Here is a 15,123-nt window from a genome sequence, read left to right on the forward strand (position 1 = left end):
CAAAATCCCACCGACCGCAGCAAGTAACCCAGCAATCAGATACGCGAGTGCCCGGTAGCGGTTGACACGAATTCCTGTCAGTCGTGCGGCTTCCGGATTCCCACCGATAATATAGAGAAAACGACCATGTCGCGTATGGCTTAAAAAGACATGTGTCACAGCGACGACGACGAGCATGATGACGATGATCCAAGGCGCCTGGCTGATTTTCGCGAACGCCTCCGGAATCGTGCCGAATGTTGGTGTACCGTCCAGGCGCGGCATTCCGGCACTGATTGAACCACCACCGGTATACGTCATCGCGACACCTTCGACGATGAACATCGTTGCAAGCGTCGCAAACAAATCCGGAATCTTAAACCAGACGATGAGTAAGATGTTCACCAGAGCAACGCTAAGAGATAAGAGAAGTGCTAAACCAATCGAGACACCGAGCGGTAGACTGTACCAGACGAAGAACGAGACGACGAAAGAACTCGCAAGCGTCGCGGTCGACCCGACCGATAAATCAAATCCATTGACCGTCAAAGAAACGGTCAAGCCGATCGCGATAATCGTCACGATGGAGATACTTCGTAAAATATTAATCAAATTCGTCCCTTGTAGGAATGTTGGAGCCGTCGTCGCAAAAAATAGGACGAGGGCAAGGATCGCGAGGACGATCCCCCAGTCGTTCAAGAATCCGAGGACAGGACGTAACCCCTTCCCTCGGTTCGTTTGTTTTGATACTACCTCATTCATCGTTGCCCTCCTCCTGTCGCATACCACAACAAGGTTTCTTCTGATGTATCCGCCGTCTTCGTTTCATGGACGATCCGTCCATCGAACATGACGTAGATTCGGTCCGTGACGGTCAAAAGTTCATCCCATTCACTCGTCGCGTAAAGGATCCCTTTTTGTTGTTGTGCGAGTCCGTCAATCAGACGATAGATATCTTGTTTGGCTCCGACGTCGACACCTTTTGTCGGTTCGTCCAAGACGAGTACAGAGACATCGGTCAGTAACCATTTTCCGATGGCGACTTTTTGTTGATTCCCACCGGATAGTTGACCTACTTCCTGTTTCACGTCTGCCACTTTAATGCCCAGCTCCTTGACCCATTGCGATGCCTGTTCAACTTCTTTGCGACGATCCATCAGCCCCCAGCGGTTGACGAAATCATGAGCTGCCGCTGCTGTCAGGTTTTCTGCGACAGAATCGGCAACAAGAATTCCTTCTTTTCGCCGTTCTTCCGGAACGAGACCGATTCCCGCTTGAATCGCAGCTTGTGGATTGCGAAGGCGATGGGCTTTTCCACCTATCCGAACCTCCCCTTCCTGAAACGGGCGATCACCGAACAATGCTTTGCATAATTCCGTTTTACCAGCACCGACAAGACCCGCGATACCAACGACTTCACCTGCTTGAACCGTCAAGGAGATATCGTGGACGTCCGCATTCGTAGCACTCTCGACGGTCAATACGTTCGTTCCATTTACCCGTGACGTTTTCGCAACAGACGTAAGCTGACGCCCGAGCATCTGCTCAACGACAGCTCCCTTCGTGATGTCTGTCAAAAGACATCGTGAGATGAGTTGACCGTCGCGCATGACTGAGATGGAGTCGCAAATCTCATATAGTTCCTGTAAACGATGCGAGATGAAGATGATCCCAAGCCCTCGTTCGGCTAAACGACGCACGACTGAAAAGAGATGGCTTGTTTCCGCCTGACTGAGAGGTGCCGTTGGTTCATCTAAAATCAAAAAACGGCGTTCTTGGACGAGGGCGCGAGCAATCAGTACGAGTTGCTTTTCAGCAAGCCGCAACTCCTCGACGCGTGTCTTGACGGAAATATCCGCCTGTAATGTCGCTAACGCTTCCTTGGCACGCTGTATGTAACGGCGTTGGGATACGAAGCCAGTCATCGTTCCGTCCGTCAACAGATCGAGACAGATATTCTCAGCGACCGTCAAATACGGGACAAGCGCCACATCGACCTCTTGTTGGACGAGGTCGATTCCAATCTGTTTCGCATCACGCGGTGACGTGATGGACAACTCCTTCCCGTCGAGACGGATCGTTCCTTCGTCCGCCGTTTCCGCTCCGGATAAGACTTTCATCAACGTCGACTTACCGGCACCATTCGCACCGACAAGCGCGTGGATTTCACCGGATTTCACTTCAAACGAGACTTGTTTTAAGGCTTGCACTCCTGGAAACGCCAGTGAAATCCCAGTCATCTTCAAGTGATGATTGGTAGACGTCATTGTTTTTTATGGACGTCACGCAACCGGTCCATCCACGGTTCATTGAATTTGTCCGATGTACTCCATCCTTTGATGATCGTATCGAGATTGTACATCGTCGTATCCTGCTTCAACGCCTTCTGCTCCACAAGTTTCGCATCGAGATCAAAGCTATCCGGCGTCTTCTCGCCAGCGATTTTCTTAGCCAGTAATCGCATGTCCGTTTGTCCAATCAAGAATGGATCCACCGCACTCGTCGAGACCCAGTTACTGCCTTTTTCACGCATCAGGTTGATATCCTGATTCGAGACATCGATCGAGATTAGCGGGATTTCTTGACGTTTATTATCCTTGAGCGATTTGTAAGCCCCTTTTGCGACTTCGTCCCACGCTCCCCAAACCGCATCAATGCTTCCTTTCGGATATTTCGCGAGAATCGCATTCATCTTCGTTGCGATATCCCCTTGGACATCTTGGAAGTTTGTCGGTCCAACCGTCTCAAGCGTTTTGATCTTACCGTCTGCTTCGTACGTCTTATAGATTTCCTGACGACGATCGAGCGGGGCAAAACCTGGTCCGAACCAAAGTTTGATGACACGGACCGGCTTTTTGTCCGTCACCTTCGTCACTTCATCAAGCGATAGCTTCGCGAGTTGATGATCGTTTTGGAATGTTTCCGTCACACCTTTTAACGCCGTTCCTTTTTTCTTCGTGACCGTATCGAACGTCACGACCTTCAGCCCTTTGTCGACCGCTGGTTTAATCATGTCATAGGCGTAGTCTTCCTTACCATGCGAGATGATGAGCCCATCATAATCTTGCTGAATCGCTTGCGCGACCAGCTCCTTGAACTTGACGTCGTTACCTTCCGAAATAAACGTGCTGACTTTAAAGCCAAGCGCTTCGCCTTCACTTCGTGCGCCATCAAGGAATTGTTTCGTATGGTCGTCCGATGCTAGGTTGCGGATGACGGCGATCTTGACGTCCGATTGAACCCCTTTTGGTACATCCTTGACGACCTTCGTCGTCGTGGCTTCTCCATTCGCACAAGCCGCTAGTAACAGTGCCGGTGCTAGGACGGCGTAAGCTAGTTTTTTCATGACATATCTCCTTATCCGAGGGGTTGAAGCCCTGTTAATTGTTCAATCGTTTCTTCATTCGGTTGCGTGATGACACCAAGTTCGGTAATGATGCCCGTGATCAATGTGTGTGGTGTGACATCAAACGCCGGGTTGAAGACAGCGACGCCTCCCGGTGCTGTCGCGACACCTTGGACAGTCGTCACTTCCTGCGGATCACGTTCTTCGATTTCGATCGCGTCTCCGGAAACGAGCGAGAAGTCGAACGTCGAGAGCGGTGCTGCGACGTAAAACGGAATACCAAAAGCTTGCGCGAGCAGTGCCAATTGGAACGTCCCGATCTTATTCGCCGTATCTCCGTTTCGTGTAATGCGGTCGGCACCGACGATGATCGCATCGATCTGTTTTTCTTTCAGCGTATGGGCGACCATGTTGTCCGTAATTAACGTGACATCGATGCCGGCACGTTGCAGCTCCCATGTCGTCAATCGTGCTCCCTGCAGTAACGGTCGCGTCTCACTCGCAAAAACGGATAATTCGATGCCGCGTTCTTTTGCGATGTAGAACGGCGCAAGTGCCGTTCCATAAGCAGCGGTCGCAATCGATCCAGCATTACAAATCGTTAGGATCCGGTCGCCTGACTGGAACAATTCCAGTGCATGAATCCCGATTTGACGTGACGTCTGCGCATCCTGGTCGTATAAGGCGACCGTCCGTTTTTCCAACCGTTCGCGAATCACTTCTACCGACGTCCCGTCTTGAATGATTGGATTCAATTGATCGAGGACATTTCGCAAGTTGACGGCCGTCGGTCGTGTCGCGAGTAACGTCGCCGATGTCTCAAGCAAGGCTTGCTTGTAGACCGGTAGCTCTGCTTCAAAGCGGTACGCTTCTTGAACGAGCACGAATCCACCGAATAAGCTGATCGCAGGTGCGCCCCGGACACGTAGTTGTTTAATCGCCTCAACCGCTTGCGCGAGATCAGCAATGACTTCATAGTGCTCTTCTTGCGGTAGACGTGTCTGATCGAGAATCGTCAAGACACGATCTTCGTAACGGATACTTTGAACGAATGTAGTCATCGGCTCAGTTCCTCCGTTACGTCAAAGTTTCGTAAATCATCGAATGTCCGGCATTCTGTACGGCGTTTGATTAACGCCGCTCCTAGACGAAGAGCGTGACGTTTCCGCTCTAAGCGTTCCGTCGTTGAATCGATTGATTCTAAATCAGCGACCGGTGCAAGGCCGATCGTCCGCCGAATCAATTCGCAACCGGCAAAGCCAAGGGCATCCTGCAAGATCGTGCTCAGTACATCGTCGACGAGCCCCGATGCCCGGAATGGTTCGACGGCTTCCCGTTCCCATAATGCACGGAACGTTGAAGCAAACGTCAGCCAGAACGTATCGATATCCTTGATTCGGGCGCCACGTCGTGTAGGGTAATCCGGATATGCCGCGAAGAATAGATGCGCAATGAACTGCCCGACATCGAATCCGAATGGACCATAAAAGGCGAATTCAGGGTCGATGACTTTCGTTTCCGTCGCCGAGGCGAAGATGCTTCCTGTATGTAGATCGCCGTGCAGCAATGCATCTCCTTTCGTGATGAAGAGCGCTTCGAGTTTTGCGACTTCGCGTTTCAACTCATCGTCTGCCCATAGACGTGCCACCTCTTCTTCGAGTCCGGCTTCAATCTCGTTCGTCTCCGCGTCATGAAACGGATCCGTGAAGATTAATTTTTCCGTGATGTCGCACAAGTCTGGATTGTAGTACGTTCGGGCGACACGTTTCTTTTCAACCGGACCAAGCGCAAAGTCCGATGTATGGAATAACGTCCGAGCGAGATAAGAACCGATATGTTCCGCAAGCAACGGATACTGTTCACCTGCGAGTAAACCACTTCGAACGATCGTCAGATGTGAAAGATCTTCCATGACCGTATATGCCTCTTCATGACTAGCATGAAAAACACGTGGCACGAACGGTACGGCATGCCGTGCGAATTCACGGAGTGCGGATTGCTCGATCCACGCTCGTTCGAGCGATAACGGCCAGCTCTCCCCGACGACCTTCGCATATGGTAATGCTTGTTTTAAAATCAAGCGATGTTCGCCTTCTCGAATCCGAAAGACGAGGTTGAGGTTCCCGTCGCCAATCTCTTCTGCTTCGACGGCTCCATCGCCGATCAGTCCTAATGTCCGAACACAATCAATCGCGTCCTGTTCTGTGAATGCTTTATATGTCATCTCAGTTTCCCCCTATGTGATACACGAAAAAGCGCCTCTTTTCGTCATCGAAAAGAGGCGCAGAAAAGTCACTGCGTCCTCTTATCTCTCAGACGAAACGTCTGTTGGATGTAGCACCGTGCCCAGTGGTCGGTTGCTGCGGCGTCATCGGGCCAATTCCCTCTGCCAACTCGCGATAAGAGTCGTATGTAGTTGTCGTGTGTGATATTGATTTGAATCTTACGCAATCGACTTCCTCGCTGTCAAATCGAAATCAAGCAGAAACGGATATCATTTTTAAGTCATCTATAGAAAGAGTATTTTCAAAAAAATAAATTTTCTAAAAATAGTTTGACAAGTGGCGATTCTCATGTAAAAATTGCAATTAGATTTCACAATTTCATCCAATTCTTATCAAGAGCAGACGGAGGGACAAGCCCTACGATGTCGCAGCAACCGACCTTTTGGCACGGTGCTAATTCTTGCAGCTACTAAGCTGACAGATAAGAGTCCACGTTCGAATCATTCATGGTCTCTTGTCGCTGACGAGAGACCATTTTTTTGTTGAAGGAGGAAAGACATGGCTTATATCACTGCTACTTATCAATTGACTGCCCGTGATCGACTCGAGCAGCGCGCTGAACAACTCGCGCTTGGTCTGACAGTCGGTTCTTGGACGGAACTGAATCATCTCGAACAACAACAACTTGCCTCGTTCAAAGGGGAAGTCGTACATACCGAAGAACGCGATGGCAAAGGATATATCACGATTCGTTACCCGGAACATAACGTATCGCGCGACTTTTCTGCGATTCTGACGACCGTCTTCGGGAAACTCTCACTCGACGGTGAAATCAAATTAACGGAATTGCTACTACCCGATACATTTACGTCGGACTTTCCAGGTGCAAAGTTCGGGATCGAAGGGGTCCGTTCCTTGATCGGTGTCGAAGATCGCCCACTATTAATGAGCATCTTCAAAGGAGTCATCGGACGCGATTTATCGTTCCTTCGTGATCAACTCGAAGGACAACTCGCTGGTGGGATCGATCTCGTCAAAGACGATGAGATCCTATACGACAATCCATTGACACCAACGATTGACCGGGCACGGATCGGACGTGAGGTCATCGATGCTCACTTCCAACGGACCGGTAAACGTGCGTTATATGCGATCACACTCAGCGGTCCTGTCTTTACGCTCAAGGATCAAGCCAAGCGATTGATTGATGCTGGAGCGACTGCTTTCTTGCTGAATACCTTCACATACGGACTCGACGTCTTACGCGAACTGGCAAGTGATCCGGAAATCAACGTTCCGATTTTCAATCATCCGGCATATAGCGGTGCGTTGATCGCTAGCCCGAATCACGGAGTCGCAGCTCCTGTCTTACTCGGCACATTACCGCGCGCTGCTGGAGCAGACTTGACGCTATTCCCGTCTCCTTACGGCAATGTCGCTTTGCCAAAGGATGTCGCCCGTGGTATCGCGGTCGAAGCGACCCGTCTCGGTCAGACGAAATCAATCTTCCCGGTTCCTTCAGCCGGTATTCATCCTGGACTCGTCGCTCAACTCGTACGAGACTTCGGGATCGCTTCCGTCATCAACGCCGGCGGCGGCGTACATGGTCATCCGCAAGGTGCTGCGGCTGGTGTCATTGCTTTCCGTCAGGCACTCGATGCGGCACTCGCAAATGAATCCCTATCGACGGCAGCATCGCGTCATGAAGAATTACGAATTGCCCTCGACGCTTGGGGGATCAAGTCATGACCGTACGGATTCTTTGTGACTTCGACGGGACGGTGACGACACAGGATAACATCATCGCACTCATGCAGGCATTTGCGCCAGCGAGTGACTTCGAACCGTTAAAACGCGGTGTACTCGACCGGACGTTATCGATTCAGAGTGGTGTCGGGCAAATGTTCGCACTTCTGCCGTCTGACGGAAAAACAGCCTATCTTGACTTTTTGTTGGAGCGTGCAGTCATTCGCGACGGATTTTCGGAGTTACTGCAGTACAGTCGTCGTCAAGGCATCGATTTTTCGATCGTCAGCGGTGGAATGGACTTTTTCGTCGAACCAATCTTAGCGCCATTCCTCGACCAAGAACAGATTTACTGTAACGTCGCTGATTTTAGTGGTCCATTCGTCCATATCGATTGGCCAAACGCCTGCGATACCCATTGCACGAACGGGTGCGGCTGTTGTAAAACGTCCGTTGCCCGGACACTACGTAAAGACGGTGACGTCATCATCGTCATCGGCGACTCGGTGACGGACTTCGAACTCGCAAAACAAGCGGATCGTGTCTATGCCCGTGATTATCTGATCACGTTGTGTGAAGAGAACGATATCGCCTATACACCGTTTGAGACGTTCCACGATATCGTTCATGATTTAACACGAGCGGAGGTGACAACATGACATTCATGCGACGGTATGAAGAGCTACGCGCCATCAAACAAGAGCTTGCGGCGCGCGATTGGTTCCCTGGTACGAGTGGCAATCTCGCCATCCGGACATCCGGTGTCCCGGTTGAATTCCTTGTGACGGCAAGCGGAAAAGATAAACGGCAGACGACTCCTGACGACTTCGTTCATGTCGATGCGACCGGTCAATTGATCGGTGAGCAATCCGGGCGTCCTTCTGCTGAGACATTGCTCCATGTCGAAGTGTTCAACCGAACGAACGCCGGATGTTCCCTGCATGTCCATACGATTGCGAACAATGTGATTTCGGAGTTATATGGCGATCAAGGAAGTATCACCTTCTCCGGTCAAGAAATCATCAAGGCACTCGGTCACTGGGAAGAAGATGCGACGGTCACGGTGCCGATCATTCCGAATCACGCGGACATCCCGACACTCGCTGCTGCTTTTGCGCCATATGTCACAGCGGACAGCGGTGCCGTCCTGATTCGCAATCACGGAATCACGGTCTGGGCACCGACCGCCTTTGAAGCAAAGAAACACCTCGAAGCCTTCGAGTTTTTATTCAACTATACGTTGACGTTGCAATCATGCCGTCAATCTATCTATTAAAAGGAGGAATCATCTCATGGCAACAGTCTTATTCCAAGAAACAAACACACGGTATACGGATCAAACGGAAGTCGCTGACTTCCTCGCATCGCGCGGCGTTCTTTACGAACAATGGGACGTCTCAAAACTACCAGCACCTCTCGTCGAGAACTTCACACTGACGGATGCCGACAAACAAACGATTCTCGATACGTTCGCTCCAGAAATCAAAGACGTATCAGAACGTCGTGGATATCAGACAGCTGATATCATTTCACTTTCGGATACGACACCGAACCTTGACGAGTTGCTCGTCAACTTCCAGAAAGAACATCATCACACGGATGATGAAGTCCGTTTCATCGTCAGCGGTCACGGCGTCTTCGCGATCAAAGACGAAGAAGTCGGCTACTATAACATCGAACTCAATCCTGGTGATTTGATTTCTGTTCCTGTCAATACACGCCACTACTTTACGCTCCAAGAGGATCGGAAAGTCGTCGCTGTTCGAATTTTCGTCACGACGGATGGTTGGGTTCCAATTTACGAGAACGAGACATCCACGGTCTCTTAAGAACGACAAAAGCGTTGATTTCTTCTATATAAGGAGAATCGGCGCTTTTTCTTATCTCACAAACATATCACTACATCGACACGTAACAGATATAATGAGGGAAAAGCGATTGGGGAGTGAGCAACATGCATATTCGTCCTGTAACGGAACATGACTTACCCGCTGTTCTATCCATTTATAATGAAGGCATCGAAGACCGAATCGCAACGCTTGAGACGGATCGAAAAGATTTATCGTTCATGACCCAGTGGTATGCAGAGCGTACGCATCGCTACGCTGGATATGTCGCAGAAGATGAGACAGGTGTCCTCGGCTTCATTTCTCTTGATCCGTATAACCCGCGTCCTGTCTATGCGACAGTTGGTGAGATTTCCGTCTACATTACTCGAACACATCGCGGACAAGGGATCGGGACACAGTTGTTAGAAACTGCCGAACAACATGCGCGCGATCATCAGATGCATAAGCTGATCCTCTTTACCTTCCCGTTCAATAAAATCGGACAAAAGCTCTACATCCGTTCCGGATTCCGGATTGTTGGGACATTTAAGGAACAAGGTCGCTTGAACGGCGAATACGTCGACGTCATGGCGATGGAGAAACGCTTACGATAGGATTCATTGAATGCCAGACGGGGAATAGTCAATCCGAGTCATTGAGAGAGGATGAACCTAATGGATATTCAACAAATTCGTAATGCAACGCTTGTCGTCACGTATGCCAATCAAGTTTTACTGATCGATCCGTTTCTCGGCGAAAAAGGCAGTTTACCTCCTTTCGGTCAAACGCCGAATGCCGTCGCCAATCCACTCGTCGACTTACCGGTCGATGTTAAGACACTGCTCGATCCTGACGCTGTCTTCGTCACGCATCTGCATGCCGATCATTTCGATGATGCTGCAAAACAATTTCTACCCAAGCATTTGCCATTCTATGCGCAGCAAGAAGAAGACGCACGGCAAATCCGAGAAGCCGGCTTCACGAACGTCTCTTCCTTCGATTCCGGTGTGACGATCGGTGATATCCAGGTCCATCGAACAGGTGGACAGCATGGTGTCGGTGAAATCGGTGAACGAATGGGACATGTCTCCGGACTCGTCCTCACGCATCCGGACGAACCGACGCTTTATATCGCAGGTGATACGATTTGGTGTGACGAGGTCGCGCATGCGATTGAACAACATACACCAGATATCATCGTCGTCAACAGTGGGGCTGCCCAGTTCCTGACGGGAGAACCGATCACGATGTCGCAGCGTGATCTCCTTGCCGTACACGAAGCAGCAGCGGAAGCAACGATCATCGTCTCGCACCTCGAGTCCGTCAATCACTGTCTCCTGCGGCGCGACATGATTGCTGACTTTTTAGCTGCTTTCCACCTCTCTGCCCATTTCCTCATTCCGGAAGATGGCGAAACGATGTCATTTTAAGAACAAATCAAAAGTCTCTTTTCGAAATTCATCGAAAAGAGACTTTTTTCATGGAATGACCAATCCTAATAATCGAGCGAAGGCGACTGCTTGTTCTTCCGTAATGACTGCGCCCGGTAAAAATCGCGGATCGATTGTGATACCAGAGAGTTCCGTCTGCCGGAGATCAAGACCTTTTAATGGTGTTTCAATCCATTGGCTATCAGTAAGCCGGACCGCTTCGAGTTTCCAATGGGTCGGTTTCACTTCGAAGAACTGTGCTTCTTTCATCGTCGTTTCACTCCAATGCTGATGACGGACAGTACTACGAATGAACTGGGCATAGTCTGCGAGTCCTTCTTCGATCGTCAGATGATCAAGCGTACAATCTTCAAACTGAACACCCGTCATCCGGCATCCGACGAAAGACACGCGGTGAAAACGGGTTTCTTGGAAGTGACATCCTGTTAAGTCACATTGCTCGAAACGAATATCTTCGAACGAACCGCGGTCAAAGGTGAGGTTCGCGAACGAGACATTTTGAAAACATACTTGATAGGCATCGATACGCTCCGTCAGTTCGACAGGCATCGACTCCTTTTCATAACGTGCTCCTTTCAGATATGGATCGTCGATTTCGACTTGATCGAACGTCTCTGCTTGAAGCGTTTTCGGTAATTCTGGTAAACGGATAACGATCTCTTTCATAAAAATTCCCCCTTTTTCTCTCCTTTAGTGTATCAAACTCCTTTTGCATAAGGGTCAATCGTTCGAAATCCCTCTTTTTTCAACAGTTTTTTATTTTGAGACACTTTGAGACCATGCTATAGTCAAAGAAAATCAAAATAAGAACATATGTTCTTTCATGTAAAGGAGTGATTCAAATGTTTCCTTCCGTCGTTTTACCACAGAATAAACGTATTTTTTGTGTTGACAGTGTTTCCTTCTACGCCAGCTGTGAATGCCAGTATCGCAATCTCCCTCCCTTAACGACACGTCTTGCGGTCGTCTCCGATTTAAAACGAAGCGGATCCGTCATTCTCGCCGCTACTCCCGCCTTAAAAGCGCTTGGAATCAAGACAGCCGGTCGACTGTACGAAATCGAGCAATTACCCTACGCCATTCGTCGTACGATTCAACTCGTCGAACCGCGCATGCTCGCTTATATGAAAACGTCGATTCGTGTCCTGGATGTCCTGCACCAATTCGCCCCACCTGAAGCGATCCGTGTCTATTCGATTGACGAAAGTTTCATTGACATGACTGGAACCGATCGCCTGTTTGGTTCCGATCTGCAAGCTGCCAAAAAGATTCAAGAAGCGATTCTGAAGCAGACCGGCATTCATGTCCGCATCGGGATTGGTCCAAATAACGTCATCGCGAAACTGACGCTTGACTTAATCGGGAAAAAAGAAGGCATCGCACAATGTGGATACGCTGATGTCGCACGACGTCTCCATGATTTTCCGATTCGGAAGATGTGGGGAGTCGGACACCGCATGGAACAACATCTGCAGATGATGGGGATTGAAACGATCGGTGACCTTGCCATGCGCCCCGTCGAAGAGTTACATGAACGCTTCGGTGTCATCGGCGCCGAATTGTGGCACCACGCTTGGGGTCTTGACGCGTCACCGACACTGCTTCCCCCTCGCCATTTGTTCGAGAAAGCCCCTCAACGGACGATCGGACACGGTGTGACCTTGATGCAGGACTATTATCAATTCGAACGTATCCGGAATGTGCTCAACGAACTCGTGCAGGATGTTGCCGCACGTTGCCGCTTTTCGAATCAAGTCGGTTGGACTGTTCATATCGGTGTCCGTTATTCTCGAAACGTCGTCCGAAGTGGCTTCTCGCGTCAAGTCCGGTTGCCTTATCCGACATCCGATGAGCGAATCATTCTGCGTCATGTCTTACAATTATTCGAACCGAATTGGCTGGACGGAGAACCTGTTCGTTTTTTATCTGTCGCAGTGGGTCATCTGACTGCCGATCAAGGTACCTTACAATTATCCTTGTTCGAGGATAATACACGACTTTGGAAACGGCGGCGCTTATTAAAAGCAATGGACATCGTTAACCTCCGCTACGGGAAAGGAACGATTCGTCTCGCTGTCTCGTTTCTCGATACGAGCGTCGCCAAACGGCGGCTTCGTTTCGTTGGCGGTCATCCAGGAGGTGATCTTCATGACAGCGTATCGTGATCGAGGGAATTTAAAGTGGATCCCTTTTCTCATGCCGGAGCACTTGCAATTGCTCCGGGAGTATTATGTCCAAATGCATCAGCTCGACTTGCCTGAAATCGATGAACAACTGCAAGAATCGTGGCACTTTTTACTTCAAGAGGCTTTAATAGAAGGAAACGAACTCGAAATCACGTATTATAAGGAAAGTAGCTACGTGACGGTCGTCGGTTTTGTTGAACGGCTAGAGCCTGAACGTTCCGTTCTCTTTCTGCGTGGTCGTGTTGTAGTAGAAATCTCCTTCACACGAATCGTTCGGATCGAAAACGGGTAAGCTTTCATACAGATCGCCGCTTTAAATCGTGCCCGGAAAGAAGGAATAGTCATGTTGGATTGGTTCACTTCCCTCCCCGTCGTCGTGCAAGCATTACTTGCCGGTATGATGACTTGGGGATTAACCGCACTTGGTGCGGCACTCGTTTTCGTCTTTACAACGATTGAAAAACGCGTCATGAACATGATGCTTGGTTTTGCAGCCGGCGTCATGATTGCCGCTTCATTCTGGTCTTTGCTCGCCCCAGCGATCGAATTCACGGAGCAGGACGGTGGCATCGCGTGGATTCCTGCCGCCATCGGTTTTCTCGCTGGTGGATTTTTCGTCCGTCTCCTTGACTTCGTCACACCGCATTTGCACTTATCCGCACCACTTGAAACAGCTGAAGGTCCTTCAACAGGACTTAAGAAAACGACGTTGCTGTTTCTTGCGATCACGTTGCATAACATTCCGGAAGGTCTTGCGATCGGTGTCGCTTTTGGTGCCGCTGCCTTGAATATGGACGGAGCGACCGTCGCCGGGGCTTTGACACTCGCACTCGGGATTGGCATTCAAAACATGCCCGAAGGTGCTGCGTTATCGATTCCGTTACGCGGTGAAGGGATGTCGCGCCGGCGCGCCTTTCATTACGGTCAATTGTCAGCAATCGTCGAACCGATTGCTGCGATGGTCGGTGCGGCGGCTGTCTTCTTCGTTCAACCGCTTCTGCCGTATGCATTATCGTTCGCTGCCGGAGCGATGATTTTCGTCGTCGTCGAAGAATTGATTCCGGAATCACAAGCAGAGAACGGATCCGATTTAGCGACACTTGGTCTAATGGTCGGTTTCACGGTCATGATGATTCTCGATGTCGCTTTAGGTTGAGCTCAACAGCAACGAGCAGTGGATTGAAGCCTCCACTGCTCGTTTATCCATTCCCATTCGAATCATTATTCGATTTGAAGTTGTCCTGACCTTGTGTGATAAGCGGAGGATTTTATTCAAGATGCCGTCCTACACACAAACTTCGTCTTGAAGTTTGCGTTGCTGTCCTAAGTATTTCGTCTCTCTTGCTTTCTATGATCGAAGTGCGTATTCACGGATCAGATTGGTCACGTTCCCTCAGACCTGCGCCCGATATTCTGATTGGTTCTATCTCACAAGAATAAAACATGATATGTTTTTACATAGCACATCATTATAGAAGGAGATTACCATGCACATCATTGAACTCTTGAAAGCTCTTTTACTCGGTTTCGTCGAAGGGATGACGGAATTCGCACCTGTCTCCTCGACTGGTCATATGATCATCGTGGATGACATGTGGTTACAAACAACAGAATTTCTTGGTAAGTATTCGGCGAACACCTTTAAGGTCGTCATCCAGCTCGGATCGATTCTAGCTGTCATCGTCGTCTTTTGGAAACGCCTCTTCAGCTTGATCGGTTTATATAAGATCGAAGGAGAGCACGATGCGACGGGGACACACAAGTTAAAACTACGTCACGTCTTGATTGGTCTATTACCTGCTGCTGTTCTCGGGTTGTTATTCGAGGACTTCATCGATGAGAACCTCTTCTCGATCGAAACGGTCATCATCGGACTTGCGGTCGGTGCTCTCTTGATGATCGCAGCCGACAAACTCGGACCAAAGGAACCAAAAACGACATCGCTTGATCAGATTACATATCGCCAAGCAGCACTCGTCGGTCTGTTCCAATGTATTTCCCTTTGGCCTGGCTTCTCCCGTTCTGGTTCAACGATTTCCGGAGGTGTCTTCCTCGGGATGAATCACCGGACGGCAGCCGACTTCACGTTCATCATGGCTGTACCGATCATGTTCGGTGCTAGTTTCCTCTCACTCGTTAAGAACTGGGATAATATTAATCCAGGCGACTTCGGCTTCTATGCCGTCGGATTCGTCGCATCGTTCGTGTTTGCCCTCTTATCGATTCGCTTCTTCCTGAAACTGATCAACAAGATTAAACTCGTTCCGTTCGCGATCTATCGCCTCGTCTTAGCAGCCGTTCTTGCTGTCATCGTCTACATGTAAGTCCTAACCGTTAGCTATTTTAGCTGACGGTTTTTTA

16 protein-coding genes and 2 riboswitches are annotated in these 15,123 nt (G+C 49.7%); of the genes, 10 read left to right on the forward strand and 6 right to left on the reverse strand.

Translation table 11 applies throughout. The features are described from left to right. From B4F99_RS04990 to mtnK, 5 genes are all read right to left on the reverse strand, one after another. A partial coding sequence (locus B4F99_RS04990) for an ABC transporter permease (RefSeq protein ID WP_290755747.1) occupies window positions 1–741 on the reverse strand: 741 nt, incomplete at its 3' end. Next, the gene (locus tag B4F99_RS04995; protein ID WP_290755749.1) at window positions 738–2,246 is read right to left on the reverse strand and encodes a sugar ABC transporter ATP-binding protein; all 1,509 of its coding nucleotides are present in this window, start codon (window positions 2,244–2,246) and stop codon (window positions 738–740) included. The genes B4F99_RS04990 and B4F99_RS04995, both read right to left, overlap by 4 nt. After that, window positions 2,243–3,325 (reverse strand): sugar ABC transporter substrate-binding protein, encoded by a 1,083-nt coding sequence (locus B4F99_RS05000; protein WP_029340727.1) that lies wholly within the window; start codon window positions 3,323–3,325, stop codon window positions 2,243–2,245. The genes B4F99_RS04995 and B4F99_RS05000 overlap by 4 nt, the downstream gene beginning before the upstream one ends. 11 nt (window positions 3,326–3,336) lie before the next feature. Next, a complete protein-coding gene (gene mtnA / locus B4F99_RS05005) occupies window positions 3,337–4,386 on the reverse strand; it encodes an S-methyl-5-thioribose-1-phosphate isomerase (protein ID WP_290755750.1) in 1,050 nt (349 codons plus the stop codon). After that, entirely contained in the window at window positions 4,383–5,549 is a 1,167-nt protein-coding gene (gene mtnK, locus B4F99_RS05010) for an S-methyl-5-thioribose kinase (protein WP_290755752.1), read from the reverse strand. The genes mtnA and mtnK overlap by 4 nt, the downstream gene beginning before the upstream one ends. A 78-nt stretch (window positions 5,550–5,627) precedes the next feature. Continuing rightward, a riboswitch (SAM riboswitch) is annotated at window positions 5,628–5,731 on the reverse strand. Between the two features lie 205 nt (window positions 5,732–5,936). Then, a riboswitch (SAM riboswitch) is annotated at window positions 5,937–6,038 on the forward strand. Between the two features lie 70 nt (window positions 6,039–6,108). Between mtnK and B4F99_RS05015 the strand changes: the two genes are divergently transcribed. The 6 genes from B4F99_RS05015 (at window position 6,109) to B4F99_RS05040 (ending at window position 10,555) form a co-directional block, all read left to right on the forward strand. Beyond that, window positions 6,109–7,299 carry a 2,3-diketo-5-methylthiopentyl-1-phosphate enolase gene (locus B4F99_RS05015; protein ID WP_290755753.1) on the forward strand — a complete coding sequence of 397 codons (1,191 nt, stop codon included), beginning with the start codon at window positions 6,109–6,111 and terminating at the stop codon, window positions 7,297–7,299. Beyond that, entirely contained in the window at window positions 7,296–7,955 is a 660-nt protein-coding gene (locus tag B4F99_RS05020; protein WP_214856043.1) for a 2-hydroxy-3-keto-5-methylthiopentenyl-1-phosphate phosphatase, read from the forward strand. Before B4F99_RS05015 ends, B4F99_RS05020 begins: the two co-directional genes overlap by 4 nt. After that, window positions 7,952–8,572 (forward strand): methylthioribulose 1-phosphate dehydratase, encoded by a 621-nt coding sequence (locus B4F99_RS05025; protein WP_290755756.1) that lies wholly within the window; start codon window positions 7,952–7,954, stop codon window positions 8,570–8,572. The genes B4F99_RS05020 and B4F99_RS05025 overlap by 4 nt, the downstream gene beginning before the upstream one ends. Window positions 8,573–8,588: 16 nt before the next feature. Beyond that, window positions 8,589–9,125, forward strand: a complete 537-nt coding sequence (locus B4F99_RS05030) for a 1,2-dihydroxy-3-keto-5-methylthiopentene dioxygenase (RefSeq protein WP_035410968.1) — start codon at window positions 8,589–8,591, stop codon at window positions 9,123–9,125. A gap of 125 nt (window positions 9,126–9,250) precedes the next feature. After that, the gene (locus B4F99_RS05035) at window positions 9,251–9,739 is read left to right on the forward strand and encodes an arsinothricin resistance N-acetyltransferase ArsN1 family A (RefSeq protein WP_056063724.1); all 489 of its coding nucleotides are present in this window, start codon (window positions 9,251–9,253) and stop codon (window positions 9,737–9,739) included. A gap of 60 nt (window positions 9,740–9,799) precedes the next feature. Beyond that, window positions 9,800–10,555 (forward strand): MBL fold metallo-hydrolase, encoded by a 756-nt coding sequence (locus B4F99_RS05040; RefSeq protein ID WP_056063727.1) that lies wholly within the window; start codon window positions 9,800–9,802, stop codon window positions 10,553–10,555. Window positions 10,556–10,603: 48 nt separating this feature from the next. Here the strand turns inward: B4F99_RS05040 and B4F99_RS05045 are convergent, their stop codons facing one another. Beyond that, window positions 10,604–11,242 (reverse strand): pentapeptide repeat-containing protein, encoded by a 639-nt coding sequence (locus B4F99_RS05045; protein WP_035410976.1) that lies wholly within the window; start codon window positions 11,240–11,242, stop codon window positions 10,604–10,606. A gap of 176 nt (window positions 11,243–11,418) precedes the next feature. Between B4F99_RS05045 and B4F99_RS05050 the strand changes: the two genes are divergently transcribed. The 4 genes from B4F99_RS05050 to B4F99_RS05065 all read left to right on the forward strand — a co-directional run bounded on the left by B4F99_RS05050 (window position 11,419) and on the right by B4F99_RS05065 (window position 15,086). After that, complete coding sequence (locus tag B4F99_RS05050) at window positions 11,419–12,741, forward strand: DNA polymerase thumb domain-containing protein (RefSeq protein ID WP_214856047.1); 1,323 nt, start codon at window positions 11,419–11,421, stop codon at window positions 12,739–12,741. Continuing rightward, window positions 12,725–13,054, forward strand: coding sequence for a YolD-like family protein (locus tag B4F99_RS05055; RefSeq protein ID WP_214856048.1), 330 nt, complete (start codon window positions 12,725–12,727; stop codon window positions 13,052–13,054). The genes B4F99_RS05050 and B4F99_RS05055 overlap by 17 nt, the downstream gene beginning before the upstream one ends. Window positions 13,055–13,105: 51 nt before the next feature. Continuing rightward, a complete protein-coding gene (locus B4F99_RS05060; protein WP_023467025.1) occupies window positions 13,106–13,918 on the forward strand; it encodes a ZIP family metal transporter in 813 nt (270 codons plus the stop codon). A 331-nt stretch (window positions 13,919–14,249) separates the two neighbouring features. Then, entirely contained in the window at window positions 14,250–15,086 is an 837-nt protein-coding gene (locus tag B4F99_RS05065; RefSeq protein ID WP_290755759.1) for an undecaprenyl-diphosphate phosphatase, read from the forward strand. Window positions 15,087–15,123: the final 37 nt, after the last annotated feature.

Origin of the sequence: Exiguobacterium sp. UBA3491 (assembly GCF_002377745.1) — a bacterium.
Taxonomy (GTDB): domain Bacteria; phylum Bacillota; class Bacilli; order Exiguobacteriales; family Exiguobacteriaceae; genus Exiguobacterium_A.